Here is a 25,832-nt window from a genome sequence, read left to right as displayed (position 1 = left end):
ATTTCCGGTTCTCGCCGGGTTCGCCCTTTGGTAGTCTTGCCGAACCAGCGGGGTACGGGACTTTAGTACACTACCCGACAGCAAACCACAGGCGGGAACTCTCTCGGTCCAAGCCGGTTTTGCTATGCGGGCCATGAGGCGGGCGCCCATCCGGGCGTCCGGACCAACCGATCGGAGCACTACATGCTGATGAAAAAATTTGCCGCTCTCGCGCTCGCCGCGAGCTTCGGCCTCGCTGCCTGCCAGACACAGGATGCCTATACGGGCGAACAGAAGACGAGCAAGGCGACCTATGGCGCGCTTGGCGGCGCCGTGATCGGTGCGCTTGGCGGCGCGCTTATCGGCGGCGGCGATTCAACCGACCGGCGCCAGCGGGCGATGATCGGTGCGGGTATCGGCGCTCTGGCCGGCGGCGGCGTCGGCTACTACATGGACAAGCAGGAAGCCGAACTGACACAGCGCCTGCGCGCGTCGGGCGTCAGCGTCACCCGCGTCGGCAACGACATCATCCTCAACATGCCGGGCAACGTCACCTTCGCCACCAATTCCTCCGACATCAACGCGAAGTTCTACGACGTGCTGAATTCGGTCGCGATCGTGCTGAAGGAATACGACAAGACGCTGATCGACGTGACGGGCCACACGGACTCGACGGGCTCCGACCAGTACAATCTCGAACTGTCGCAGAAGCGCGCGCAGAGCGTGGCCTCCTATCTGATCGGCCAAAGCGTGGACAGCCGCCGCTTCTATATCGTCGGCGCGGGCGAGAGCCAGCCGATCGCGACGAACGACACGCCGCAGGGCCGCGAGCAGAATCGCCGCGTGGAAATCCGCCTGTCGCCGCTGACGACGAGCTGATCTATTCCACACGGAAAATCAAAGGCCCGGCAGCGATGCCGGGCCTTTTTTGTCAGGGTGCGGGAAACTGCGTCAGCGGATTATAGGGAAGGTCAGTATTGCCGTAGTCGATGCCCATATGGGTCAGTTCCGACGTGACCTGCGAGCGGTGATGCGTGCCGTGATTGAAGAGCTGCTCCCACCAGAAGCTGCGCGGCAGGCGGCGGCCCGAAGGCATCACGATCGTCTCGTCGAACCATGAGGGCAACGCGCTTTCGCAGGCAAGACGGAGGCGGGCATCGAGGCCGATCCGCGCGGCGCGAAGATTGTCGAATTCGGTTTCGATGCGGCGCTTCGGATCGAAGGGCGGCGGCGTAATGCCCTGGATGTAGCCGAAGAGATGCGTGTCGACCATGAGGATGTGATCGAGCGTCGAAACGATGTCGCCGAAGAACATGCCGCGTCCGCGCGACGCCTCGCCTTCCGGCAGAGCCGCCACGATCTTGTAGAGCTTTTCGTTCTGCCACTGGTTGTAGCGCGAGAGTTCGATAGCGATGGGCGCGTAGCCGCTCACGCAAGCAGTCTTTCGATTTCATCCACCAGTATTTTGTCGAGCGGGCTCACCTTGCTTGGATAAATTCCGGCAAGCGCGCCATCCGGCCCGACTAGATATTTGTGGAAGTTCCAGCGGGGCCGCGCATCCTCGCCCGCCACTTCACTCACCCAGAGATAGAAGGGATGGGCCTCCGCGCCGACGACCTGCTGCTTTGCGGTCAGCGGAAAAGTGATCGAATAATTCACCTCGCAGAATTCGACGATCTCTTCCTCGGTGCCCGGCTCCTGCGCGCCGAAATCATTGGACGGCACGCCGATGATCGTCAGGCCGCGCGCGCGATACCTTTCCCACAGGCCTTCCAGCTCGCGATATTGCGGTGTGAAGCCGCAGCGGCTCGCCGTGTTGACGATGAGGATGGGCTTTCCCGAAAAGCGCGACAGCGGCAGCGCCTCGCCCTTGATGGTGCGGAATTCGAATTCATAGGCGGACATCGGATGGCTCCTCGCCTTTTCATTGGCGCTCATTATAGCATGGGCGCGAGAGACGGCGAGGGAGAGCGGCTTCACATGTGCGATACGCTGGTGGCGCGGCCGAGAGCGACGGCGACGGGTGCCTTGCTCTTTGCCAAGAATTCCGACCGGGAGGCGAACGAGGCGCAATATCCGCTCTTCGTGCCGGCCGCGTCGCATCCGAAGGACGCCACCCTCCGCTGCACCTATATCGAAATCCCGCAGGCAGCCGCCACCCATGCGGTGCTGCTGTCCCGCCCCTTCTGGATGTGGGGCGCGGAGATGGGTGCGAACGAGCATGGCGTCGTCATCGGCAATGAGGCGGTGCATGCGAAGATCGCACCCGGCGCGGCCCCGGCGCTGATCGGCATGGACCTGCTGCGGCTCGGCCTTGAGCGCGGCGCAAGCGCGGCAGAGGCCGTCGACGTCATCACCGCGCTTCTGGCAACACATGGGCAAGGCGGCAATTGCGCCCATAAGGGCCGCTTCGAATATCACAACTCCTTCATCGTCGCGGATGCGGCGGGTGATGCCTTCGTGCTTGAAACGGTCGGGCGCGAATGGGCGGTGGAGCGCGTTGCCGCGAAGCGCAGCATTTCGAACAGCTACACGATCGGGAGCGGGATCGACCGCGCAAGCCAGGGCGCGGCGGCGCTGGCGGCGGCGCATGGATTTCTGAAAGAGGGCGATACATTTCATTTCGCCGACGCCTTCGCGAACCGGAAACGCTCGGCGCTCGCGAGCGGCCATCAACGCTGGTGCCGGACGAGCGCGCTGCTGAATGCGCGGGCGGGCGGCCTGACGCAAGCCGACATGATGGCCTTCCTCCGGGACCACGGCGCGCAGGCGGCGCGCAGCGCCGGCTGGCGGCCGGATGGCATTCTCGGCGGCGCGGTCTCGGCGCATGCGACCTATGGGCCGGTCAGGCGCTTCGGCCAGACGACGGCATCCTGGGTGGCGGAGCTCGGCGAGGGCCATGATGGTTCGAAGAGGGCGGTCCACTGGCTCACCGCAACAGCAGCCCCCGATACCGGCATCTTCAAACCGGTGTTTTTCGGCCCGGGCTTCGAAGCCGCCGCCCTGCCGGATTTCGGGCCAGCGCCCACCGATCTATTCAATGCGAAGACGCGCTGGTGGCGCCATGAGCGGCTGCACCGGGCGGTGCTGCGGAATTACCCGGCCCGGCTCGCGGCCTACCGGGAGGAGCGCGACAGGCTGGAGGCGAGTTTCGTCGCCCGTGTCGAAGCCTTCCTCGCCCGGGGCGGCGGCCCGGAGGAAGCAGGCGCCCTTTCCCGCGCCATCTGGCGGGAGGCGGACCGGGCCGAGGCGCACTGGCTGGAGCAGGTGCTGAAAGTACCGGAAAACCCCGCCCACCGGCCCTCGCCCTTCATGACGGCGCATTGGCGCAGCCTCGACCGTCAGGCGCGAATGGCGTAAGCCCCGCCCCCTTTTGGTTAACCGTTTCGCAACCGCTTCCCGCTTAGGGTGAAGAAGATGTGAATTTACCGGTGGGCCTTGGGGGGCTCGCGAGACGAGGGACGTTCGGACATGCCATCGCCGATCAAACATCTCGCCGCAACTATGCTTTATGCGCTGCCTTCGGTCGCGCTGGCCTGGGGGGCCACTGCGCTGTTCGGCTTCGATCCGAAGCTGGCGGCGTTGGGCGGTCTCATCGCCTGCCTGCTCGGCGCGGAAGCCCATGCCGCCATATCGCGCAGCGTCGAGCGCAAGGCCGTCCGCAAGGAATTGCAGGAATTGACGAGCCTCGCGGCCGGGTTGTCGCGGGATCTCGACGATGCGGCGGACAAGATCGTCGAACTGGAAGAGCGCTTCGAGCGCGAAACCGCCGAACGCATGGAGCGCATCTTCTCCGAAATCCGCGTGGTCGAAAGCCTCGTGAAACGCCTCGCCGAGACCCGCGAATTCTCCGGCGCCGTCGTTGCCGCCGCGCAACCACCCGCAATCGAAGCCTCGAAACCCGCGCTCGAACTTGCCTCGCCCGCGCCGGACAGCGACGTACCGCCGCCGAAGCCGGAAAAGCGGCTTGAGGAAATGAACGATTCCGAATTGCTGGAAACGATCCGCCGTTCGCTCGAAACGAACCGCGTCGATCTCTATCTGCAGCCGGTGGTCAGCCTGCCGCAGCGCAAGGTGATGTATTACGAGGGCCTGTCGCGTCTTCGCACCGACAAGGGCGAACTCATCATGCCGCGCGACTACATGCGCGTGGCCGAGCCCGCCGGCATGATGCCGACGGTCGACAATATCCTGCTCTTCCGCTGCATCCAGGTGGTGCGCAAGCTCGCCCAGCGCAACAGCAAGGCGGGCGTCTTCTGCAACATCTCCGCCTTCTCGCTGCTGGACGAGGATTTCTTCCCGCAGTTCATCGACTACATGCAGCACAACACCGATCTTGCGCAGCACCTCATCTTCGAATTCAGCCAGATGACGGTGAACGGCGCAGGCCCCGTGGAGCGCGCAAGCCTCGAAGCGCTCGCCGCGCTTGGCTTCCGTTTCTCGATGGATCAGGTGACCAATCTGCGCTTCGACGTGGCGGCGCTGCACGACCGGAACTTCCGCTACGTGAAAGTCTCCGCCGCGACGATGCTCGAAGGCCGCCATACGGCCGGCGACATTCATGCCGGGGATCTCAAGGAATTGCTGCGCCGGAGCGGCATCCAGCTCATCGTCGACAAGGTGGAGACGGAGCGCGAGGTCGTGGACGTGCTCGACCTCGATGTCGAGCTCGGACAGGGCTATCTCTTCGGCGAGCCGCGCCCCGTGCGGGAAAGCGTGCTGCGCGAGGAGCCCCAGCCCGGCATTTCCATCGCGGCGGATTGAAGCCCAGCCCCCTTTTTTCAGGTCCAGCCGCCCTCGGTTGACAGGGGGGTGCCCGGCGCTATCTTGCGCCCTGCCCCCGCCAATCCGAGAGAGCAGTCCCCATGAGCCTTTCCGACCTGAAGCCCGTCATCGAGCGCGCCTTCGAAAATCGCGATCAGATCAATGCCCAGACGAAGGGCGAGGTGCGGGACGCCGTGAACGAGGCCCTGAACGCGCTGGACAGCGGCAAGGCGCGGGTTGCCGAAAAGTTTCAAGGCTCCTGGGAAGTGCATCAGTGGCTGAAGATGGCCGTGCTGCTTTCCTTCCGTCTCAACGACATGTCCACCATCGCGGGCGGACCCGGCGAAAACACCAATTGGTGGGACAAGGTGCCGTCGAAGTTCGAAGGCTGGGGCGAGGCCGAGTTCCGCAAGGCGGGCTTCCGGGCCGTGCCGGGCGCCATTGTCCGCCGCTCGGCCTATATCGCGCCGAACGTTGTGCTCATGCCTTCCTTCGTCAATCTCGGCGCCCATGTGGACGAGGGGACGATGGTCGACACCTGGGTCACCGTCGGCTCCTGCGCCCAGATCGGGAAGAACTGCCATTTGTCAGGCGGTGTCGGCATTGGCGGCGTGCTTGAGCCGCTGCAGGCGAACCCCGTCATCATCGAGGACAATTGCTTCATCGGCGCCCGCTCGGAAGTCGTGGAAGGCGTGATCGTCGGCGAAGGCGCCGTGCTTTCCATGGGCGTCTTCATCTCGGCCTCGACCAAGATCATCGACCGGGCGACCGGCGAGGTCCATATCGGCAAGGTGCCGCCTTATTCGGTCGTCGTGCCGGGGTCGCTGCCGGGCAAGGCAAACCCCGACGGCTCGCCCGCACCCAGCCTTTATTGCTGCGTGATCGTGAAGACGGTGGATGCGCAGACCCGCGCCAAAACCGCCATCAACGAGTTGCTGCGCGACTGACGCTCATTTGACGAGTTGCGGGGCGCGGGGTACCAAGTGAACCCATGACCGCGCCCGCTTCATCCCCCGCCTCCCCCTACGATCCGCTCGACATTGCGGTCGAGCTGATCCGCTGTCCGAGCGTCACGCCGGACGAAGGGGGCGCGCTGGGCGTGCTGGAAAAATGGCTGGCGCCACTCGGCTTCAAATGCGAGCGGATGCGCTTTTCGGCGGAGGGAACGCCCGATGTCGACAATCTCTATGCAAGGCTCGGTTCGGGCCATCCTCATTTCTGCTTCGCCGGGCACACGGATGTAGTGCCTGTCGGCCAGGCGGATGCGTGGAGCGTCGATCCCTTCGCCGCCGACATCAAGGATGGGCGCCTCTATGGACGCGGCGCCGCCGACATGAAAAGCGCCGTGGCAAGCTTCGTCGCGGCGGCCGAGCGTATCTCGCGGGAAGGCTTTCAGGGGTCGATCAGCCTGCTCATCACAGGCGATGAGGAAGGGCCTAGCATCAACGGCACCAGGAAGATGCTGGAAAAGCTCGCCGCGCGAAACGAGACGATCGACCATTGCATCGTCGGCGAACCGACCTCTGTCGAGAAGCTCGGCGACATGATCAAGGTGGGACGGCGCGGCAGCATAAATGGCTGGCTGACAGTGCAGGGCACACAGGGCCATGTCGCCTATCCGCATCTCGCCGACAATCCCGTCCCCCGGCTTCTTGAAATGCTGAGGCGGCTCGATGCCCATGTTCTCGACGAAGGAACGGACCATTTCCAGCCGTCGAACCTTGAAGTGACAACCGTCGATATCGGCAACACGGCGACCAATGTCATTCCGGGGTCGGCGCGGGCGACCGTCAATATCCGCTTCAACGATCTTCATACCGGCGCCTCGCTCGACAAGTGGATGCGCGGCGTGCTCGATGCGGTGACGGCGGAGATGGGCGGCAGCTACTCCTTCAAGACGAGCGTTTCGGGCGAGGCTTTCATCACGGAGCCCGGCGCCTTTTCGGCCCTGATCGCCGAAGCGGCGAAAGAAGTGACAGGCATTACGCCGGAGCTTTCGACAACCGGAGGCACCTCCGATGCCAGGTTCATTCGGGCCTATGCGCCGGTGGTCGAAATCGGCCTGCCGAATGCGACGATGCACAAGGCGGACGAAAACACCGGCGTCAGCGAGATAAGACAGCTTGCCGATATCTACGAGACGGTCTTGCGCGGCTACTTCGCCGGGCGGGCATCTTGAACGCCGCGGAAATCACCAACGGGCTGATCGGCGCGTGGCGCATCGCCACGCGGGACGAGCGGGCAAAGCACTGTTTCGATCTTTCGACGGCGGGTGCGGCGCGCTCCTTCACGGCATTGCTGCTTTCGGTGCCCATTCTCTTTTTCAGCGGCACCGCCTCCTGGCGCATTGCACAGTCGGAGTTCGACCTGACGGGCGACATGTCGTTCGGGCTCTTCATCACTGCCGAGATTGTCAGCACCTTCATCTATTGGGGATTGTTCCTCGCCGCCATGATGCGCGTTGCGCAAGCCTTGTCGCTTCGCCAGCACTATGTCGCCTGGCTTATCACCTATAATTGGGGCTCTCTCCTCACCGCCATCGCCTTTGCCCTGCCGCTCATTCCCTACTCGCTCGGCATTTATTCGGCGCAGGTCGCGGTCATGCTGGCGCTGCCGGCCCTCATCCTGCTCGCCTGGTATCGCTGGCAGATCGCGCGCGAGGTTCTCGGCGCCGACAAGGGCGCTGCGGCGGCGATCCTCGTATTCGATTTCGTGCTCAGCATCTCGGTCGATCAGGTGATCGGCATGATTTTCCTGCCGGGCGTGGGGAGCACTATCGGATGAGCGACAAGAGCGAACGCGCCATCGGCGTTTTCGATAGCGGCATCGGCGGCATCACCGTCCTGAAGGCCCTGCGCGCGGCGCTGCCGCATGAAGACCTCGTCTATCTGGGCGATACGGCGCGCCTGCCCTACGGCACGAAGAGCCCCGAAACCGTGACGGCCTATGCAACGCAGGCGACGAAGCACCTCATGGAGCATGGGGTGAAGATGGTCGTCATCGCCTGCAATACGGCGTCCGCCGTCGCGATCGGGCCGCTGACGGAAGCCTTGAAGCCCTTGCCCGTCATCGGCGTCATCGAGCCGGGGGCGAAAGCAGGCGTCGCGGCGACAAAAAGCGGACGCATCGGCGTCATCGGAACCGAAGCGACCGTGCGGGGCGGCGCTTACATGCGCGCGATCCATGCGCTCGATCCGAAAGCGCAGGTAACGCAGGCGCCCTGCGGCCTCTTCGTAACGCTCGCAGAAGAAGGCTGGACCTCCGGCGAGGTGGCCGAGGCGGCAGCGAAACGTTACCTCGCGCCGCTCTTCAAGGGCCGCAATGCGCCGGACACGCTGGTTCTCGGTTGCACGCATTTTCCCGTGCTCGCGCGCATCATCAAGAAAGTGGTGGGCAAGAACGTCAAGCTCGTCGACAGCGCGGCGACGACCGCCAAGGCCGTTGAGGCGGCGCTTGCCGAACAGGGGCTGGCGTCCCGGCGGCGCGGCAAGGGGAAGACACGCTTCCTCGCCACCGACAGCGCCGAACGCTTCGCCCGCGTGGGCGGCATATTCTTCGGCGAGACGATCCGCCCAAAGGATGTGGAACTGGTGGATATAAGGCCGAGCTGAGGCCTGCTACTCGTAATCGACCTGCAAGAGATAAAGCCCGTCCGGCGGCGCGACAGGGCCGCAGGCGGCGCGGTCCTTTGCGGCCAGCGCTTTTTCCACCTTGCGCCTCGTCCAGCTTCCATCGCCGACCATTTTCAGCGTGCCGACGAAGGAGCGCACCTGATTGTGGAGGAAGCTGCGGGCGCGGCAGACGATCTCGATTTCATCCGCATAGCGCGATACCGAAATCTCGTCGACGGTCTTCACCGGCGATTTCGCCTGACACTGCACCGAGCGGAAGGTCGTGAAATCATGATTGCCGACCAGCGCCTGCGCCGCGTCATGCATTGCGTCGGCGTCGAGCGTCTTGTGGACAAGCCATGCCTGGCCGCGATCGAGCGTCAGCGGCGCGCGGCGATTGACGATGCGATACATGTAGTGCCGCTTCACCGCGGAGAAGCGCGCCTCGAAGCTGTCCGGTACTTCTTCCGCTTCGACAATGGCGACGGGGTGCGGGCGCATATGGGCGTTCACCGCGTCGCGCAGCGTGTCCGGTGCAACGGGGGTCTCGAAATCGACATGGGCAACCTGCCCCAGCGCATGGACGCCCGCATCGGTACGCCCCGCGCCAAAGATTTTCAGTTCCTGGCCGCAAAAGCCCTTGATACCTTCCTCCAGCACCTGCTGGACGGAGCGGCCATTCGTCTGCGCCTGCCAGCCGACAAAGGGTGAGCCGTCATATTCGATGGTGAGTTTGTAGCGCGGCATCAGGCGACACTCTCGCCCGGCTTCAGCGCAAAGCCGCGCAGGAAGTCGCGCGCGGTGACGGCGGCCTTGCCCGCGCGCTGGAGCCCGGAAATCTCCAGTGCGCCTTCCCCGCAGGCGATAATGATGCTCTCCCCGGCATCGAGCACCTTGCCGGGCTCGCCGGATTTAGCGACGGGTTTCGCGCGGAGGATTTTCACGCGGATGGTTTCGCCGCCCCGGGCGATCTCGAAGAAGGCGCCGGGAAAGGGTGTCAGCCCCCGGATATGGCAATCGAGTTCATTCGCCGGGCGCCGCCAATCGATGCGGGCTTCGGCTTTCTCGATCTTTCGCGCATAGGTGACGCCCTCTTCCGGCTGCGGCGCCGCCGCGAGGCCGCCGCGCGAAAGCGCTGCAAGCGCCCGCACCATCAGCGAGGCGCCGATATGGGAGAGCCGGTCGTGAAGGCCGCCCGCCGTCTCGTCCGGCGCAATCGCCACGCGCTCGGCCAGCAGCACCGGGCCTGTGTCGAGCCCTTCCTCCATCTGCATCACCATGACGCCGGTTTCCGCATCGCCCGCCATGATCGCGCGCTGGATGGGCGCGGCGCCGCGCCAGCGTGGCAGCAGCGAGGCATGGAGATTGAGGCAGCCGAGGCGCGGCGCCTCGAGCACCGGTTTCGGTAGGATGAGGCCGTAAGCGACGACGACCGCCACATCGAGATCGAGCGAGGCAAAAGCCTGCTGCTCGGCCTCTCCCTTCAACGAAACCGGCGTGAAGACGGGAATGCCGTGCTCTTCGGCGAAACGATGGACGGGCGAGGGCTGCTCCGCCATCCCCCTGCCCGCCTTGCGCGGCGGCTGCGAATAGACGGCGACGACTTCATGGCCGGCGGCGAGAATTTCGGCAAGCACCGGAACCGAAAAATCCGGCGTCCCCATGAAAGCGAGCTTCAAGCCGGTTCCTTCTGAAGCTTCTTCTGCTTCATCAGCTTCTTCAGCAGCATGGAGCGCTTGGTGCGCGAGAGGTGATCGATGAAGAGAATGCCCTTCAGATGGTCCATCTCGTGCTGTAGGCAGGTCGCGAGCAGGTCGTCGCACTCCTCCTCGCGGATTTCGCCCTGATAGTCGAGATAGCGCACGCGGCAGCGCGCCGGCCGCTCGACATCCTCATAGAATTCCGGCACCGACAGGCAGCCCTCCTCGTAGACGGCCACGTCTTCCGAGGTCCAGAGGATTTCCGGGTTGATGAAATAGCGCGGCTGCGGCTCCTCGCCTTCGCGGGCAAGGTCCATGACGATGACCTGTTTGGGCACCCCGATCTGGATGGCGGCGAGACCGATGCCCGGCGCCGCATACATGGTCTCCAGCATGTCGTCCATGAGCGCGCGCAGATCCGCGTCCACCCGCTCGACGGGTTTGGAGACCTCTTTCAGCCGGGGGTCCGGCGCGGTGATGATTTCGCGTATGGCCATGCTGTGGAGATAAGCCCCGCGCCGGAGACGGTCAAGCCGTGACCGGCTTCGGGCAGAAATTGTTCCGGAATCGGGTGATTTTCGGGAGGCCGGTCAATGCGGGGGAATCGGCTATAGTCGGCCCCACAGGAGACTAAAGCATGAGTGAAAGCCTGATAATTGCCCTCGTCGCGCTGCTCGCGGCCGGCCTTGGCGCCGCCCTGGGCCTCTTTCTCAAGAGCCGGCGGAACGGCGCGGAAGATGCCGTCACGGCGCTTGCCCGGCAGCAGACGGAACTCATGGGCCGGATTGCGGCCATGGCCGAGACGCAGGCGCAAACACGGGTCGAACTCACCACGACGCTGAACGACCGGCTGGAGCAGGTGAGCCTCCGCATGGGCCAAAGCCTCGAGGCGACCGCGCAGAAGACGGCGGAGACGCTGGGCACGCTGACGACGCGGCTGAGCGTGATCGACGAGGCACAGAAGAACATCACCGATCTTTCGACGCAGGTGGTCGGCCTTCAGGACATCCTCGCGAACAGGCAGGCGCGCGGTGCCTTCGGCGAGGTGCAGTTGAACGACATCGTCTGCAACGCGCTGCCGCCATCGGCCTATGGATTCCAGACCACGCTTTCCAACGGCACGCGGGCCGACTGCGTCATCCACCTGCCGAACCCGCCCGGCTCCATCGCCATCGACGCGAAATTTCCGCTCGATGCCTATCACATGCTGCGCAATGCGAAGGACGATGCCGAACGCACCATCGCGCAGCGCCAGTTCCGCAGCGACCTCACAAAGCATGTGAATGCCATCGCCGAAAAATACATCGTGCCCGGCGAGACGGCGGAGTCGGCGTTGATGTTCCTGCCGTCGGAAGCCGTCTATGCCGAGTTGCACGCGAATTTCGGCGATGTCGTGAACCGCTCCTATCAGGCGCGTGTCTGGATCGTCTCTCCGACGACGCTGATGGCGACGCTCAACACGGTGCGGGCGGTGCTGAAGGATGTGGAGATGCGCAAGCAGGCGGGCGTCATCCAGAAATATGTCGGACTGCTGATGCAGGACGTCACGAGACTCGACGGCCGTGTCGGCAATCTGCAGCGGCATTTCGAGCAGGCCGAGAAGGACATCGGCGAGATCAGGAAATCGACCGACTCGATTACCCGGCGCGGGGAAAAAATCCAGGAAGTCGAACTGGGTGAAGAAGAGACCTCCGTGCCCCTCCCCCCGAAGATGACGACAGACCTGCTGACGAACTGATCGTGCCGAAGCGGATTGATCCGTCAAAGTCCGTGCCGATTTTTTGAGGTGCGTGCTGCCTTTTCTTTGCTAGGCTCGCTCCATGTCACGCCCCGGGGGGCGGCTCAAGACAGGGGACGGGGCGATGCAGGCGGTGAACGATTTCATCAATACGCTGAACGGGTATCTGTGGGGCTGGCCGATGCTGATTGCATTGGCCGCGACAGGCGTTTTCCTCACCATCGGGCTCCGTTTCGTTCCCTGGCGCAAGCTGCCGGAAGCCCTCGCCCTCTCGGTCCGTCCCTCCAGGGGTGCCGGCGACATCTCGCCCTTCCAGGCCCTGATGACGGCGCTCGCGGCCACGGTCGGCACAGGCAACATCGCCGGCGTCGCCACCGCGATCTATTTCGGCGGCCCCGGCGCCTTGTTCTACATGTGGGTGATCGCCCTTGTCGGCATGGCGACCAAATATACCGAGGCCGTACTCGCCGTCGCTTATCGCGAAGTAGACGAACTCGGCAACCATGTCGGCGGACCGATGTATTACATCAAGAACGGCGTCGGTGCGAAGTTCCCGACGCTCGCGCTCATTCTCGCACCGGCCTTCGCCGTTTTCACCGCGCTTGCCGGTTTCGGCATCGGCAATGGCGTGCAGGCGAATTCGGTCGCGCATGCACTGGACGAAAGCTTCGGCGTCCCCGTGCTCGTTTCCGGTCTTGTGATGATGGTGCTGGTCGGCCTTGTGCTGGTCGGCGGCATCCGCCGTATCGCCGAAGTAGCAAGCGCGCTCGTGCCGACGATGATCGTTCTTTATGTAGGCACGGCCCTCGTCATCCTCGCCATCAACTATGCAAGCATTCCGGCGGCCTTCGCGCTCGTCTTCCAATATGCCTTCACGCCGACCGCCGTGGAGGGCGGCGCCATCGGCGCCAGCATCATGCTCGCCATCCGCTGGGGTTTTGCCCGCGGCATCTTCTCGAACGAGGCAGGCCTCGGCAGCGCCGCCATCGCCCATGCGGCGGCAAAGACGGATGATCCGATCCAGCAGGGCCTTGTCGGCATGGTCGGCGTCTTCATCGACACGCTGGTCGTCTGCACGCTGACGGGTCTTGTCATCATCACCTCGGGCCTCTGGAGCGAGGGCCTCAACGGCGCGGCGCTGACAAGTGCCGCCTTCGGCTCGGTGCTTCCCTGGGGTGCGGCCATCGTCGCGGCATCGCTCGCGCTCTTCGCCTTCACGACACTGCTCGGCTGGAGCTATTACGGCGAGCGGGCGGTGGAGTTCCTTTTCGGCGTCAAGGCGATCTGGCCCTACCGCATCGTCTGGGTGCTCGCCATTCCCTTCGGCGCCGTGACGAGCCTCGATCTCGTCTGGAACATGGCGGACGCGCTCAATGCGATGATGGCGCTGCCAAACCTCATCGCCCTCTTCATCCTCGCGCCGGCCGTCTTCGCCATGACGCGCAATTACTGGTCGAAGAGCTAGGAACCGTCAGAAAGGCCGTCGCGATTTCATCGCGGCGGCCAGCGTCCCGTCATCGAGATAATCGAGCTCGCCGCCCACAGGCACGCCATGTGCCAGCCGCGAGACGGAGATGCCGAGGCCGGAAATCCGGTCGGTGATGTAATGCGCCGTCGTCTGGCCGTCGACCGTCGCATTCATGGCGAGAACGACTTCGCGCACCTCGCCACCCGTCAGCCGCTCGACCAGCCTGCCGATATTGAGATCGTCCGGCCCGACGCCATCAAGCGCGGAGAGCACGCCGCCCAGCACATGATATCGGCCCTTGTGCGCCCCCGCGCGCTCCAGCGCCCAGAGGTCGCCCACTTCCTCGACGATGCAGAGAATATGCGGGTCGCGCAGCTCATCCGCGCAGATGGCACAGGGGTCCTGCGTATCGACATTGCCGCAGGCCGAGCAAATCCGCGCCTTGGCCATGGCATCGGTCATGGCGGCCGCCAGCGGCCCGAGCAGCGTTTCTTTCTTTTTGATGAGCTGCAGCACCGCGCGGCGCGCGGAGCGGGGTCCGAGGCCGGGCAGCTTGGACAGCAGCGCGATCAGGCGCTCGATCTCCGGACCGGTGACGGCCATCAAACTTTCCTAACTACCCCAGAGAAAAATAAAAATCATCGAAATATGTTTGACCACTCACTCCACTCTTCTGAGGTCAGTCCTCCATCTCGAAGTTTGTCTCTAACGTTTTGAGAATATATATACGGCGGCCACAATCGGCTTGAGCCACCACTTGCGGCTTTCTTGTTTACATCTTGGAAGTAATCAGCAAGCGGCCTCATGCTGATATCTTCCCACGCCATTCGACGATACAGCACCTGCAACAGCGCGCCAATCGGGGTGAAAACTTCGCTGCGTGTACCGTCGTCGACAACGAATTTCGAATAGGTTGTGACAACAGAGCCTTCTTCTCCGTAGAGTTTCTTACTGTTTTCGTCATAAGGCCTAAGCTGCCCCGGCCCGATCAACGGTACTTTCAGGCATGCCCACGTGGCTGTGTCAGCTACACAAATCACGTCAAGCGTCCCACGAGGATGAGTGACGAATTTCACATCATCATCAAAAAGCCTTTGTGAAACAGTTTCTTCGACGGTTTTTTTCGACCAAGAGTGTGAGTGCGCCAAGACGCCAAAAACAATAGGACTGAATATTTCTTTATAGGGGGAACCATATCTCGCCGACAAAAGCGATCTTATCTTAACTGAAGTTTCCATTGCCTCAGCGATGTGGGTTGCTTTCAAAGTGTTCTTGCACTCGAACGCAGCTACTACACCTCCAGCAAGATATAATTTCTTGCCGATCAGAGCTTTCGGATAATTGGGGCTCAGAACTAGCACATCCACTTGCGGGCTGGCCGATCCATCTGGTCCGAGAATCCGGCCCCTTGTAACGACTTGATGAGTGGGAGAAAGCCATTTGTCGAGTATTTCTCTCCAGTTCTCTTCGCCTTGGTCACCAGCCGTGCCTGGGTCTTCAACAGTGCGCGCACGTATTCGGTGATACTCTTGCGCAAGAGAGTTTGTCTCCTGTCGCATGAAGTCGAAGAGATCGTTACTCGCCATGCTCCTCAGAGCCCGAGGCCCGGCGGCAGAGGCAGCCCGCCGGTTACGGACTTCATCTTTTCGGCGGCCATCGCTTCTGCTTTCGCCTTGGCGTCGGCGGCGGCGGCAACGATCAGATCTTCGAGAATTTCGTGCTCTTCCGCTTTCATCAGCGACGGGTCGATGGAGACCTTCTTGATCTCGCCCTTGCCCGACATGACGATAGAGACAAGCCCGCCGCCCGCCCGGCCTTCGACTTCCGCCGCGCTCAATTCCGCCTGCATGTCCTGCATGCGCGACTGCAATTGCTGCGCCTGCTTCATGATGTCGAACATGTTCTTCACTCGTCGGGCTCCATATTTTCAAGGGCTGCAAGGGCGTCGGGATCGGGCGGCAGAAGGCCTTCGCCTTCGGGCAGCAAAAGTCCCGCCTCGCGCACATTGACAATCTCCGCGCCGGGAAATGCGGCGAGCGCGGCTTTCACCAGCGGGTCGGCGCGCGCGGTTTCCCTGGCCGCTTCCTCGCGCGTCTGGGCCTGCTCGCGCAGCGTCGGTGTCGCAGGCGCCGGCCCGCGCGCCACCGAGACGAACCATCTGGTTCCCGTCGCTTTCGAAAGCGTATCGGAAAGCTCGCTGACAATCGTGCTCTGCGTTCCTTCAAGGAGGCTGATCTCGATGCGGCCCGGCTCGAAGCTCACAAGCCGCACGCCCGCCTCCAGCGCATGCTTCAGGCGAATGTCGCGCTGCTTCGAAACCAGCGCCACGACATCCTCGAACGTCCGGACGACTGCTGCAGGCGATGTCGCCGCGACGGCGGGTGTCGCCTCCGCCGGCTGGAAATCCGTACGCAGCGTCGAGACCGAGCGCAATTGCGCGCGCGGTCCTTCGGAAGAGGCGCCCGATGCCGGGCCGGACGAGCGCGCCGTCGCCGAACCGCCGCTCTTCAATTGTTCGACAAGTTCTTCGGGCCCCGGGCCATCCGCCACATAGGCGAGGCGCACCAGCACCATTTCCGCCGCCGCGATGGGCCGCGCGGCGCCCTGCACTTCCGTCAGCCCCTTCAAAAGCATCTGCCAGACGCGCGAGAGAACGCGGATGGGAAGCCGCTCCGCCATGTCGCGGCCGCGCGTGCGCTCGGTTTCGGACATGGCGACATCGTCGCTCGCGCCCTCGACGAGTTTCAGCCGCGTCAGCCAATGCGTGAGTTCGGCGAGGTCGGAGAGAACGACCACGGGGTCGGCGCCGACATCGTATTGCGCGCGAAGTTCCGTCAGCGCGCCGCCGATATCGCCTTTCATCAGAAGGTCGAAGAGATCGAACACCCGCGCACGGTCGGCAAGGCCGAGCATGTCGCGAACATCGCTTTCGAGAACACCGTTCTCGCCATGCGAGATGGCGCGGTCGAGAAGCGACAGGGCATCGCGTGCCGAGCCGTCAGCCGCGCGCGCGACCAGCCGCAACGCCGCATCTTCCGCCTCGACATGTTCTTTCGTCGCGACGCTGCCGAGCAGTCCCGTCAGTTCCTCGACCGACAGGCGGCGCAGATCGAAGCGCTGGCAGCGCGAAAGAACCGTTACCGGCACTTTGCGGATTTCCGTGGTCGCGAAAATGAACTTCACATGCGCGGGCGGCTCTTCAAGCGTCTTCAGCAGGCCGTTAAAGGCCTGCTTCGAGAGCATGTGCACTTCGTCGATGATGTAGACCTTGTAGCGCGCCGAGACCGGCAGGTAGCGCACGCTGTCGATGATCTCGCGAATATCGTCGATGCCGGTGCGCGAGGCGGCGTCCATTTCCATCACGTCGACATGGCGCGATTCCATGATCGCTTCGCAATGCACGCCCAGCCCGTCCATATGGATGGTGGGGCCGCTGCCGTCGCCCTTCGTGGCGCCGGGCTTTTCGTAATTCAACGCGCGGGCAAGGATGCGGGCCGTCGTCGTCTTGCCGACGCCGCGCACGCCCGTCAGCATGAAGGCATGGGCAACGCGGTCCGTTTCGAACGCGTTCGAAAGCGTGCGTACCATGGCTTCCTGACCGACAAGGTCCTCGAAGACGGTCGGCCGGTATTTGCGGGCGAGAACCTGATAGCCGGAGGATGCCGCGCGGGCAGGCGCAGGCGGTACGTCGCCGAGATTGAAACCCGGCTCCGTCGCAGGGTCGGGCCGGTGGGGCACGTCCTCTTCGGCGGCGAGATTTTCCACGCTGTCATTCATGGAAATCGCGCGCTCCTTCATGGCTTGCAGGCGGGAAAGGGTGGGAGACCGGACAACGACCCGAGCGAAACTCGTTACGGCTGCTTCCTTCCGGATCTGACCGGGTTGGCGAGGGACTCGTCCGCCGCCAGCCTCCCGAGGAGGACTATATCAGGGGAAAGGGCGCGCGATGCAAGGCTTGGGAGGCCGATTCGGGGGCTCTTCCGACGGAGATTGAGCAGGCTCCCGCGCTGTGCCAGTCTGCGCCACCCCGATATTCAATAACATAAGCCGGATACACCGATGCCCCTGCCCGAAAATCCCAATATTTTCGCCAACAATCCTCTCGATCGCGCCAGCTACCGCCGTACCGACCAGGCATGGCTCTCGGAGCAGCTCGCGGCGCCGACAAGCCTTTTCGTGCCGTTCCGGCGTCAGCCGAAGCGCGATTGGGAGCCTTTCGTTCTGCCGGAGGCCGCTCCATCGCAAGGCAAGGATATCGGCTGGCTGCCGGGTTCCCTGATGCCGCAGCTTGCGGGCGAGGGCATCGTGGTCTTTCTCGGCATCAACAAGCGCGGCAAGGCGCTTTTCGCGGCGGATGTGAGCGCGCTCAAGGATGCGGAGAATCACCCGGCGCTGAAAGGCCTCGGCTCGTTTGAGGATTTGCGCGGCCTCGCCATGGCCGGCGAGATCACGCCGACAGAGCTCGCGATCATGGCGCAGGCGAAGTCGATGATCGACTGGCACAGCCGCCACGGCTTCTGCTCGGTCTGCGGCACGAAAAGCGAAATGGCGGAAGCCGGTTACAAGCGGCAATGCCCGTCCTGCAAGGCCGAACATTTTCCGCGCACCGATCCCGTGGTCATCATGCTCGCGACCTTTGAAGACAAATGCTTTCTCGGGCGCCAGAAGATCTGGCCGAAGGGGATGCATTCGGCGCTGGCCGGATTTGTCGAGCCGGGCGAATCGATCGAGGAAGCCGTCGCGCGCGAGCTTCACGAGGAAGCGGGTCTCAGCGTCGGCGCCGTCACCTATCACTCGACCCAGCCCTGGCCTTATCCCTCATCCCTGATGATCGGCTGCCACGCCATTGCCGATTCGGAAGATTTCACCATCGACGGCATCGAGCTTTCGGAAGGACGCTGGTTCACACGGGCCGAAGCGCAGGCGATCCTCGCCGGCAAGGGCGACGGCACGGCGTGGTTCCCCCCGCCCTTCGCCATCGCGCATCAGCTCATCAAGGCGTTTGCCGAAGGAAAATAGCCGCAGGTGTCAGCTCAGGCGGCGCGAGGTTAAGAAGGAAGACAGGAAGATCGCCAGGGTACCGAGCGATTCGACGTTCTCCTCGATCATCACGCCAAGATCATGGGCGGCGACGACAATGTTCTTTTCCGAGAGGTCGCCCACCAGGTAAAAGGCGATACCGGCCAACAGCGCCTTTCCGGGCGCGGTCATCAGCCAGCGCCATCCCGACACGATGCTCTCACGGAGGTTTTTGAGGGAGGCCGCGAAAACAGACAGCCACAACAGGCCGAGAAAAACATACTTCAGGCGGTACGTTTCGGCGATCGCCAGATACGACGCAAACCGCGTTCCTTCCATTTCAATTTCCGCTTCACGGAACAGAAAAGTCAGCGCGAAGATCGACAAGGCAAACAGCCTCACAGCGGTCAGCCGGTCGGCGGCCTTCACCGCCGCCCAGAAAAACAGGCCGACCGCCAAAAGCAGGAGCGCGCACTGCCCCAACTCGATTTGGCCATTTTCGTCGTAGTAGGAAATGTCTCCGAAACAGATCGCGAGCTGCACAAGGACCGCCACGACGATCATGCCGGCCAGCCAGTCGGCCAGCCTCCGGGAGATCGTCAATCCGGACGCAGCCGGCTGCGCGGCAACAGCATGTCCCCTTGCAGACAGCGACGGTTCGGCGCGGCTCCTGCCGGCGCGATAACCCAATCCCATTTCTGGAACACCTTCTAGAATATCATTGCCCACCCGCGCCGGTCGTCGACCTGACACCGGCAGCCGCAGGATCGCCTTTTTTGCGGAAAAATAACAGTCTCGTGACGGTTCAATGACGGTTAACGGCTTTTTGCCTGCGTCAGCCGCCTGCGGACAGCGCCGTCCTGTAGGTATGGGCCTTGTAAACGCCCAGAATCCGCAGCTCGTTCGTAAAGAATTCGAGCTCCTCGAGAGCAAGCCTGACATGCCGGGATGCCGGATGCCCTTCTATATCGGCATAGAACTGGCTGGCATTGAACGTGCCCTCAAGCTGGTAGCTTTCGAGCTTGGTGATGTTCACGCCGTTGGTGGCGAAGCCGCCCAATGCCTTGTAGAGCGCCGCCGGAACGTTCCGCACACGGAATATGAAACTGGTAACGACGGGTTCGTCCTCAGGCTCCGCGTCGTTCGGCTCGCGCGCCATGATGAGGAACCGGGTCGTGTTGTGGGTCTCGTCCTCGATGTCGCGACGGATAATATCGAGGCCGTATATCTCGGCGGCGAGTTCGGTTGCGATTGCGGCACGGGAGGGATCGCCGGCTTCGGCCACCTGACGCGCGGAGCCGGCGGTATCCGCACCCGCGACCATGACGAGGCCCAGTTCGCGAATAATCTTGCGGCACTGGCCAAGCGCGGGCGGCTGGCTCTGCACGCTTTTCAGGCCCTCGATTTTTGCGCCTTTCACACCCAGCAGATGAAAGCGGATGCGCAAGAAATGCTCGCCGACGATATAAAGTCCCGACTCCGGCAGCAGGTGATGAATATCGCCAATGCGGCCCGCGAGCGAATTCTCGATCGGCAAGAGCGCGTAGAGTGCGCGGCCTTCCTGCACAGCGAGCACCGCATCCTCAAATGTCGCGCAAGGAAGTCCCACCATTTCGGGAAAGGCTTCGCGGCAAGCAATATGTGAATTCGCCCCGGGCTCGCCCTGAAACGCGATGGTATTATTCGCAGGATTTTGAGGGGCAGCGTCTTTCGCCATCAGACGGATCTCCGGGCAAGCGCCGCGCGGGCTTTTTCAAGGTCGGCGGGAGTATCGACACCGAGAGGAACAGTGTCAACGAGAGCAACCTCAATGGCCATGCCCGCTTCCAGGGCACGCAATTGTTCAAGCTTCTCACGAACTTCAAGCGGCGATGGCGGCAAGGCGACAAACCGGGCGAGCGCCTCGCGCCTGTAACCGTAAAGCCCGATGTGATGATAGAGTGGCCCCTCGCCCCATGGAGCCGTGGCCCGCGTGAAGTAGAGCGCGCGCGCGAGGCGACCCTCGCCGAACGACGCCACCGCCTTCACGACATTGGGATTGGTGCGCTCTTCCTCCACCGTAATGGTCGCGGCGAGCGTCGAAATGTCGGCACCCGGACGAACAAGCGCTTCATAGGCGGTCCGGATGAGAGCCGGGTCCAGCGTCGGCAGATCGCCCTGCACATTCAGGATGACGGTATGGTGCCCTTCCGGATCGACTTCACACACGGCTTGCCAGACACGGTCCGAGCCGGAGGGGAGGTCGGGATCGGTCAGCACTGCCTCACCACCGGCTTCACGGACGGCATCGGCGATTTCCTTTTCGGCGGCGGCCACCACCACCCGCCCCACTCCGGCCTCCATCGCGCGACGCCAGACCTGGACGATCATTGGCGTCCCGCAAATATCGGCCAGCGGCTTTCCGGGCAGACGCGTCGAGGCCATGCGGGCGGGAATCACCACCAAGGGGTGCCCGGCGAGCTCCTTTGCTGCCGGCTGCGCGAGATTTGCCATGGACCCTCCACAAGGTTTCGGAAGAGGCGTTTGCTAGAGGAACAGCGCGGTGCGGCGGATCGCCGCAACCATAATACCCCCTCGCTGCGCAGCCTCCTTACGCACACCGTAAAGCCAGACCCGGCCTATACATTTCCTTGATAAGCGCGGGTTTGGCGCACTTATACGGCTTGCAGCACGGCGGCGGAAGCGGCTAATCTCCGCGCCATTCGCGGGGGCCTTGCAAGAGGCGGAATATCCTTTTCCGTGCGGGGCTTCAGTCCGCACCTCGCCGACCTCTTAACCGAACCGGGCGGAGCAGGAGCCGATGGACTCTTTCGAACTAAATAAAATCGCAGGCGCAGTGCTCGCTTCGGTACTCTTCGTTTTCGGTGTGGCCATCCTTGCCGACATGCTTTACGCGCCGGAGGCCGCCAACCCGCAGGCCTATGCGGTCGCTGCGATGGAAGAGGGCGAAAGCGGTGAAGCTCCGGCCGCCGCCGAGGAAGTGCCCCTCGCCACGCTGCTGGCGAGCGCGGATATCGGCCGTGGCGAACGGGCCAGCAAGAAATGCACTGCCTGCCATACCTTCGAAGAAGGCGGTCCGGCGCGCATCGGCCCCAACCTCTACGGCATTGTAGGCAATACCCATGCCCATGCGCCGGGTTTCGCCTATTCGGCAGCGATGCAAGCCAAGAGCAGCGAGCCTTGGTCTTTTGAGGAGCTTGACCATTTCATAACCGACCCGCGCGGCTATCTGCCCGGGACAGCAATGAGCTTCGCCGGCATCAAAAAGCCGCAGGAGCGCGCCGATCTTCTCGTCTATCTGAATTCGCTCGGCTCGAACGTGGCGCTTCCGGAAGCGCCCGCGCCGGAAGCCGCGACGGAGAATGGCCAGGAAGCAGATGTGGAAGACGCGACGGCCGAGGATGCGACTACCGAAGAGGATGCGCAGCCTGTGGAATCGACGTCAACACCCGAACACGACTAAGGGCTTTGACCAGCCTGGATTGAACGCGCCCGGCACCCGCCGGGCGCGTTTTTCTTTTGGCGGACGAGATGACTTTGTTTTAACGGGCATATCCGGGTAAAAGAGGTCACAGTAAAGATCAGCGAGGGGGCGCGGCACGGCGGCCCGACATGCCCGGTGCGGACCGCCGGGCAAGAGGGAGACATAGTGTGCGTAGGTTCATGACCTGGCCGGCCATGGCCGGATTTGCCATTCTCATCCTGCTGGCGGCGGCGCTTTTTTCCTTTGCCGGAAGTGACGGGGAGCGAAACGTAGCCGGGGACGCCACCTCGAGCGACACCAGCGAAACGCCCTCCCGGACGGGTGTGAGTTCAGCCAACGGCCCGGCTTCCGCCGATGCCGACAGGCGGCCGAACGAGGTCATAGCCTCCTCATCCACGCCAGAAGGTTTCAATCCGGAAATTCCCAGACATGGCTCCTCGCTTTTTGGCGAGTTGAAGTATGGGCCGGACTTCAAACATTTCGACTATGTGAACCCTGAAGCGCCGAAGGGCGGGCTCGTTCGCTATGGCGCCTTCGGCAGCTTCGACAGCCTGAACGGCTTCATCGTAAAGGGACAGACGGCCGCCGGACTCGGCATGATCTACGACACGCTGATGACATCCAGCATGGATGAACCTGCGTCGGAGTACGGCCTTGTCGCGGAGAGTGTCCGCCACCCGGCGGATTACTCCTCCGTCACCTATACGCTCCGCCCGCAGGCGCGCTGGCATGATGGCGAGAAGATCACCCCCGAAGACGTGATCTGGACATTCGAACAGCTGAAGAAAAGCCACCCTTTTTACAACGCTTATTATGCCAACGTAGTGAAGGTGGAGAAAACCGCCGAGCACGAGATTACCTTCTCGTTCAACCAGACCGGAAACCGCGAGCTGCCGCAAATCGTCGGACAGCTGCCTGTACTGCCCAAACATTACTGGACCGGCAAGAACGCAAAGGGCGAACAGCGGGATTTCTCCGCGACCACGCTGGAACCGCCGCTCGGCAGCGGTCCCTACAAGATCGAACGCGTATCGCCTGGGCGGTCCATCACATACCGGCGTGTTGAAGATTATTGGGCCAAGGATCTGCCGGTGAATATCGGCACCAATAATTTCGATGCGATGCGCTACGAATATTACCGCGACGGGACCGTGGCCCTTGAGGCACTGAAGGGCGATCGTGTGGACTTCCGGGTGGAGAACAGCGCGAAGAACTGGGCCACCGAATACGACATACCGGCGGTTCGTCGCGGCGCCTTGAAGATGGAGGAAGTGCGATCGCTCAACCCGCAGGGCATGCAGGCCTTTGCCTTCAATCTCCGCCGCGACAAGTTCAAGGATCCCCGCGTGCGCGAAGCCTTCAATTGGGCTTTCGATTTCGAATGGATGAACAAGAACCTGTTCTATGGACAGTACACGCGGGCCGACAGTTATTTTTCAAACTCGGAGCTTGCAGCACAGGGCCTGCCTGAAGGGCGCGAACTCTCCTTGCTCAGGGAGCTGGAAGAGGACGTAACACCCGATATCTTCAACACGCCATATCGCAATCCCGTCACTGACGGCGGCGGCAACAACCGGGGCAACTTGCGCAAGGCTGCCGCACTTTTGGCGGAAGCAGGCTGGACGGTGAAAGACGGCAAACTCGTCGATGAAACGGGACAGCCGATGACCGTCGAGTTTCTGCTCGACCAGCCGACCTTTGAGCGCGTCGTCGCCCCCTTCAGGCAATCGCTCGACAAGCTTGGTATCCAGTCGACGATGCGCACCGTCGATACCCCGCAGTATCAGAACCGTACTGACAATCGCGATTTCGACATCATCGTCGAAACCTTTGGCCAATCGCTCTCGCCGGGCAATGAGCAAAGAGAATTCTGGGGTTGTGAGGCGGCGGATGCGCCGGGCAGCCGCAATGTCATAGGCATATGCGACCCGGCGGTTGAAAAGCTGATAGAAAAAATAATCTACGCAAAAAGCCGTGACGCACTTGTTGCCGCTTCGCGCGCTCTCGACCGTGTTCTCCTTGCCGGGCATTATGTGATCCCGCAATGGTATTCGCCGAATATGCGCGTCGCTTACTGGTCCCGCCTGAAGCATCCGGAGAAAATGCCGCCATACTCCATTGGCTTTCCGACAATCTGGTGGATGGACCAATCCGCACCCGCACCGCAACCGGCGGCGGAAGAAGCGCGATGAAGAAACCTCTCTCCGTCTCACGGCGGCAGATGCTTGCACTGACCGGTGGCGCTGCTGTGGCGGCGTATCTGCCGTCATCCGGGTTACAAGCCGCACCCGCCCGCCGAAGCCACGGCATGTCGATTTTCGGAGAACTTAAATACGGCGCGGATTTCCAGCACTTCGACTATGTGAATCCGTTGGCGCCGAAGGGGGGCGTGTTTTCGCAGATCGGGCCCGTTGCCGCTTTCAACGCTTCGTTTTATACGTTCGACACCCTTAACGGATATATCCTGAAGGGAAACGCCCCACAGGGTCTGCATCATATCTTCGATACACTTATGGTGCGCGCGTTCGACGAACCCGACGCGCTTTACGGGTTGCTCGCAGAGAGTGTCGAGGCGTCGGACAATGGCAATTTGTACACGTTCCATCTGCGCGATGGGGCACGCTTTCACGACGGAACCAAGGTCACAGCGGAAGATGCCGCCTTTTCATTCGCTCTTTTGAAAGAGAAGGGACACCCGCTCATTGCGCAGAATTTGAAGGAAATGGCCGCTGCCGAGGCGCGCGACGAGGCGACACTCGACATCCGTTTTACCGGAGCGCAAACGCGGGACCTTCCTCTTTTCATCGCAGGCGTGCTGCCAGTGTTCTCGAAGTCGTTTTACACCGAGAATGATTTTTCGGCTGCTTCGCTGAAGGCGCCGCTGGGGAGCGGCCCCTACCGCATCGGGGACTTCCGCGCTTCCCGCTTCATCAACTACCAAAGAGTGGATGAGTACTGGGGCCGCGATCTTCCGGTGAACAGAGGGAAGTGGAATTTCGACCGCCTGCGCTATGAGTATTTTCGTGACCGCACGGCACAGTTCGAAGCGTTCAAGGCGGGGAATTATCTCTTCCGGGAAGAGTTCACATCGAAAACCTGGGCGACGGAATATAACTTTCCTGCCGTCAAGGACGGACGCGTGAAACTTGTGACGTTGCCGGACAATACGCCTTCCGGAGCACAAGGCTGGTTCCTCAACACACGGAGAGAGAAGTTCCAGGATCGCCGGGTGCGGGAAGCTCTTGGCCTTGCTTTCGATTTCGAGTGGACGAACAAGAATCTCTTCTACGGCCTGTACAAGCGCACCGAGAGCTATTTTGAAAACTCTCCGATGAAAGCGAGCGGCGAGCCCGACGGCGCGGAACTGGCTTTGCTGGAACCGTGGCGGGATGACCTTCCGCCTGAGGTATTTGGCGCGGCCATCACGCCGCCTGCGAGCGACGGATCCGGGCAGGACCGCCGGCTGCTCCGGCGCGCAGCAAGCTTGCTCGACGAATCCGGATGGCGCATCGCGCGAGGCGGGCTTCGCCGCAATGAAGCGGGAGAAGTGCTTTCAGTCGAATTTCTCGACGATGAGCCAATGTTCGAGCGGATCGTCGCGCCGCTCGTGAAGAACCTCAAGCTTCTCGGCATTGACGCCCGGATCAGACAAGTCGATACGGCTCAGTATCAAGACCGTATGAATAACTACGATTTCGACGCTTCGATAAGGCGCTATTCTCTCGGATTGACACCCGGCATCGAAATTCGAAGCTATTGGCATTCCGATTTCGCAAATGTCCCGGGCGGCCGCAATCTCTCGGGGATTTCGAATCCTGCAATCGATGCATTGATCGAAAAGATCATCGCGGCGGATAATCGTGAGGACCAGGTCGTCGCGGCGCGGGCTCTCGACCGTGTGCTGCGGGCGGGACATTACTGGATTCCCCAATGGCACAAGAACCTCCATCATCTCGCGTTCTGGGACGTATTTGCATGGCCCGACGTCAAACCGGCCTATGACCGCGGGGTTGAGGCCACCTGGTGGGCCGCCACGGAAGAGGCCATCCCTTCGGGCAGTGAGGACTGA

At 62.4% G+C, this 25,832-nt stretch carries 25 protein-coding genes and 1 other RNA gene; 13 read left to right on the top strand and 13 right to left on the bottom strand.

What is annotated here, in order from left to right:
* Window positions 1-186: 186 nt before the first annotated feature.
* A complete protein-coding gene (locus PLAV_RS01400; RefSeq protein WP_041536172.1) occupies window positions 187-858 on the top strand; it encodes a YiaD family glycine zipper/OmpA-like lipoprotein in 672 nt (223 codons plus the stop codon).
* Window positions 859-910: 52 nt separating this feature from the next.
* On the opposite strand, the gene PLAV_RS01395 is transcribed toward PLAV_RS01400, so the two are convergent.
* Entirely contained in the window at window positions 911-1,411 is a 501-nt protein-coding gene (locus PLAV_RS01395; protein ID WP_011995185.1) for a DinB family protein, read from the bottom strand.
* On the bottom strand, window positions 1,408-1,884 hold the full coding sequence (locus PLAV_RS01390; protein ID WP_011995184.1) for a glutathione peroxidase: 477 nt from the start codon (window positions 1,882-1,884) through the stop codon (window positions 1,408-1,410). Before PLAV_RS01390 ends, PLAV_RS01395 begins: the two co-directional genes overlap by 4 nt.
* Window positions 1,885-1,923: 39 nt before the next feature.
* On the opposite strand from PLAV_RS01390, the gene PLAV_RS01385 reads away from it, so the two are divergent.
* The 6 genes from PLAV_RS01385 to murI all read left to right on the top strand — a co-directional run bounded on the left by PLAV_RS01385 (window position 1,924) and on the right by murI (window position 8,354).
* The gene (locus PLAV_RS01385) at window positions 1,924-3,339 is read left to right on the top strand and encodes a peptidase C69 family protein (RefSeq protein ID WP_143710145.1); all 1,416 of its coding nucleotides are present in this window, start codon (window positions 1,924-1,926) and stop codon (window positions 3,337-3,339) included.
* A 111-nt stretch (window positions 3,340-3,450) separates the two neighbouring features.
* Window positions 3,451-4,743 carry an EAL domain-containing protein gene (locus PLAV_RS01380; protein WP_011995182.1) on the top strand — a complete coding sequence of 431 codons (1,293 nt, stop codon included), beginning with the start codon at window positions 3,451-3,453 and terminating at the stop codon, window positions 4,741-4,743.
* A gap of 101 nt (window positions 4,744-4,844) precedes the next feature.
* A complete protein-coding gene (dapD, locus tag PLAV_RS01375) occupies window positions 4,845-5,690 on the top strand; it encodes a 2,3,4,5-tetrahydropyridine-2,6-dicarboxylate N-succinyltransferase (protein ID WP_011995181.1) in 846 nt (281 codons plus the stop codon).
* A gap of 44 nt (window positions 5,691-5,734) precedes the next feature.
* Window positions 5,735-6,922 (top strand): succinyl-diaminopimelate desuccinylase, encoded by a 1,188-nt coding sequence (dapE, locus tag PLAV_RS01370; protein WP_011995180.1) that lies wholly within the window; start codon window positions 5,735-5,737, stop codon window positions 6,920-6,922.
* Window positions 6,919-7,527 (top strand): hypothetical protein, encoded by a 609-nt coding sequence (locus PLAV_RS01365; RefSeq protein ID WP_011995179.1) that lies wholly within the window; start codon window positions 6,919-6,921, stop codon window positions 7,525-7,527. The genes dapE and PLAV_RS01365 overlap by 4 nt, the downstream gene beginning before the upstream one ends.
* On the top strand, window positions 7,524-8,354 hold the full coding sequence (murI, locus tag PLAV_RS01360) for a glutamate racemase (protein ID WP_011995178.1): 831 nt from the start codon (window positions 7,524-7,526) through the stop codon (window positions 8,352-8,354). The genes PLAV_RS01365 and murI overlap by 4 nt, the downstream gene beginning before the upstream one ends.
* Before the next feature lie 6 nt (window positions 8,355-8,360).
* Here murI and truA read toward each other — a convergent pair whose 3' ends face one another.
* The 3 genes from truA to def are packed head-to-tail and all read right to left on the bottom strand — an operon-like array spanning window position 8,361 to window position 10,551.
* Window positions 8,361-9,101 carry a tRNA pseudouridine(38-40) synthase TruA gene (gene truA, locus PLAV_RS01355; protein WP_011995177.1) on the bottom strand — a complete coding sequence of 247 codons (741 nt, stop codon included), beginning with the start codon at window positions 9,099-9,101 and terminating at the stop codon, window positions 8,361-8,363.
* Window positions 9,101-10,033: a methionyl-tRNA formyltransferase gene (fmt, locus tag PLAV_RS01350; RefSeq protein ID WP_011995176.1), complete on the bottom strand. Its 933-nt coding sequence runs from the start codon at window positions 10,031-10,033 to the stop codon at window positions 9,101-9,103. The genes truA and fmt overlap by 1 nt, the downstream gene beginning before the upstream one ends.
* Window positions 10,030-10,551, bottom strand: a complete 522-nt coding sequence (gene def, locus PLAV_RS01345; RefSeq protein ID WP_011995175.1) for a peptide deformylase — start codon at window positions 10,549-10,551, stop codon at window positions 10,030-10,032. The genes fmt and def overlap by 4 nt, the downstream gene beginning before the upstream one ends.
* A 140-nt stretch (window positions 10,552-10,691) precedes the next feature.
* Here def and PLAV_RS01340 point away from each other — a divergent pair, with 140 nt between their 5' ends.
* Both PLAV_RS01340 and PLAV_RS01335 read left to right on the top strand, forming a co-directional pair.
* A complete protein-coding gene (locus tag PLAV_RS01340; RefSeq protein ID WP_011995174.1) occupies window positions 10,692-11,792 on the top strand; it encodes a DNA recombination protein RmuC in 1,101 nt (366 codons plus the stop codon).
* A 124-nt stretch (window positions 11,793-11,916) separates the two neighbouring features.
* A complete protein-coding gene (locus PLAV_RS01335) occupies window positions 11,917-13,257 on the top strand; it encodes an alanine/glycine:cation symporter family protein (protein WP_011995173.1) in 1,341 nt (446 codons plus the stop codon).
* A 6-nt stretch (window positions 13,258-13,263) separates the two neighbouring features.
* On the opposite strand, the gene recR is transcribed toward PLAV_RS01335, so the two are convergent.
* The 5 genes from recR to ffs all read right to left on the bottom strand — a co-directional run bounded on the left by recR (window position 13,264) and on the right by ffs (window position 17,173).
* On the bottom strand, window positions 13,264-13,863 hold the full coding sequence (gene recR, locus PLAV_RS01330) for a recombination mediator RecR (protein ID WP_011995172.1): 600 nt from the start codon (window positions 13,861-13,863) through the stop codon (window positions 13,264-13,266).
* A gap of 35 nt (window positions 13,864-13,898) precedes the next feature.
* Window positions 13,899-14,846 (bottom strand): DUF6602 domain-containing protein, encoded by a 948-nt coding sequence (locus PLAV_RS19460; protein WP_011995171.1) that lies wholly within the window; start codon window positions 14,844-14,846, stop codon window positions 13,899-13,901.
* Window positions 14,847-14,851: 5 nt separating this feature from the next.
* Window positions 14,852-15,169, bottom strand: coding sequence for a YbaB/EbfC family nucleoid-associated protein (locus tag PLAV_RS01320; RefSeq protein ID WP_202943994.1), 318 nt, complete (start codon window positions 15,167-15,169; stop codon window positions 14,852-14,854).
* Window positions 15,166-17,037: a DNA polymerase III subunit gamma/tau gene (locus PLAV_RS01315; RefSeq protein ID WP_011995169.1), complete on the bottom strand. Its 1,872-nt coding sequence runs from the start codon at window positions 17,035-17,037 to the stop codon at window positions 15,166-15,168. The genes PLAV_RS01320 and PLAV_RS01315 overlap by 4 nt, the downstream gene beginning before the upstream one ends.
* Before the next feature lie 40 nt (window positions 17,038-17,077).
* An RNA gene (gene ffs / locus PLAV_RS19170) (signal recognition particle sRNA small type) lies at window positions 17,078-17,173 on the bottom strand.
* Window positions 17,174-17,319: 146 nt separating this feature from the next.
* On the opposite strand from ffs, the gene nudC reads away from it, so the two are divergent.
* Complete coding sequence (gene nudC, locus PLAV_RS01310) at window positions 17,320-18,279, top strand: NAD(+) diphosphatase (protein ID WP_011995168.1); 960 nt, start codon at window positions 17,320-17,322, stop codon at window positions 18,277-18,279.
* A 9-nt stretch (window positions 18,280-18,288) separates the two neighbouring features.
* On the opposite strand, the gene PLAV_RS01305 is transcribed toward nudC, so the two are convergent.
* From PLAV_RS01305 to PLAV_RS01295, 3 genes are all read right to left on the bottom strand, one after another.
* Entirely contained in the window at window positions 18,289-18,975 is a 687-nt protein-coding gene (locus PLAV_RS01305; protein ID WP_011995167.1) for a hypothetical protein, read from the bottom strand.
* Window positions 18,976-19,114: 139 nt separating this feature from the next.
* Window positions 19,115-19,996, bottom strand: coding sequence for a prephenate dehydratase (locus PLAV_RS01300; protein WP_011995166.1), 882 nt, complete (start codon window positions 19,994-19,996; stop codon window positions 19,115-19,117).
* Complete coding sequence (locus PLAV_RS01295) at window positions 19,996-20,772, bottom strand: 3-deoxy-manno-octulosonate cytidylyltransferase (RefSeq protein WP_011995165.1); 777 nt, start codon at window positions 20,770-20,772, stop codon at window positions 19,996-19,998. The genes PLAV_RS01300 and PLAV_RS01295 overlap by 1 nt, the downstream gene beginning before the upstream one ends.
* A 307-nt stretch (window positions 20,773-21,079) precedes the next feature.
* Between PLAV_RS01295 and PLAV_RS01290 the strand changes: the two genes are divergently transcribed.
* From PLAV_RS01290 to PLAV_RS01280, 3 genes are all read left to right on the top strand, one after another.
* On the top strand, window positions 21,080-21,742 hold the full coding sequence (locus PLAV_RS01290) for a c-type cytochrome (RefSeq protein ID WP_011995164.1): 663 nt from the start codon (window positions 21,080-21,082) through the stop codon (window positions 21,740-21,742).
* Window positions 21,743-21,891: 149 nt separating this feature from the next.
* Window positions 21,892-23,955 carry an extracellular solute-binding protein gene (locus PLAV_RS01285; protein WP_143710144.1) on the top strand — a complete coding sequence of 688 codons (2,064 nt, stop codon included), beginning with the start codon at window positions 21,892-21,894 and terminating at the stop codon, window positions 23,953-23,955.
* Window positions 23,952-25,832 (top strand): extracellular solute-binding protein, encoded by a 1,881-nt coding sequence (locus PLAV_RS01280; RefSeq protein WP_011995162.1) that lies wholly within the window; start codon window positions 23,952-23,954, stop codon window positions 25,830-25,832. The genes PLAV_RS01285 and PLAV_RS01280 overlap by 4 nt, the downstream gene beginning before the upstream one ends.

The sequence above is a fragment of the Parvibaculum lavamentivorans DS-1 genome (genome assembly GCF_000017565.1).
Taxonomy (GTDB): domain Bacteria; phylum Pseudomonadota; class Alphaproteobacteria; order Parvibaculales; family Parvibaculaceae; genus Parvibaculum; species Parvibaculum lavamentivorans.
This window is presented reverse-complemented; position numbering and strand designations above follow the sequence as displayed.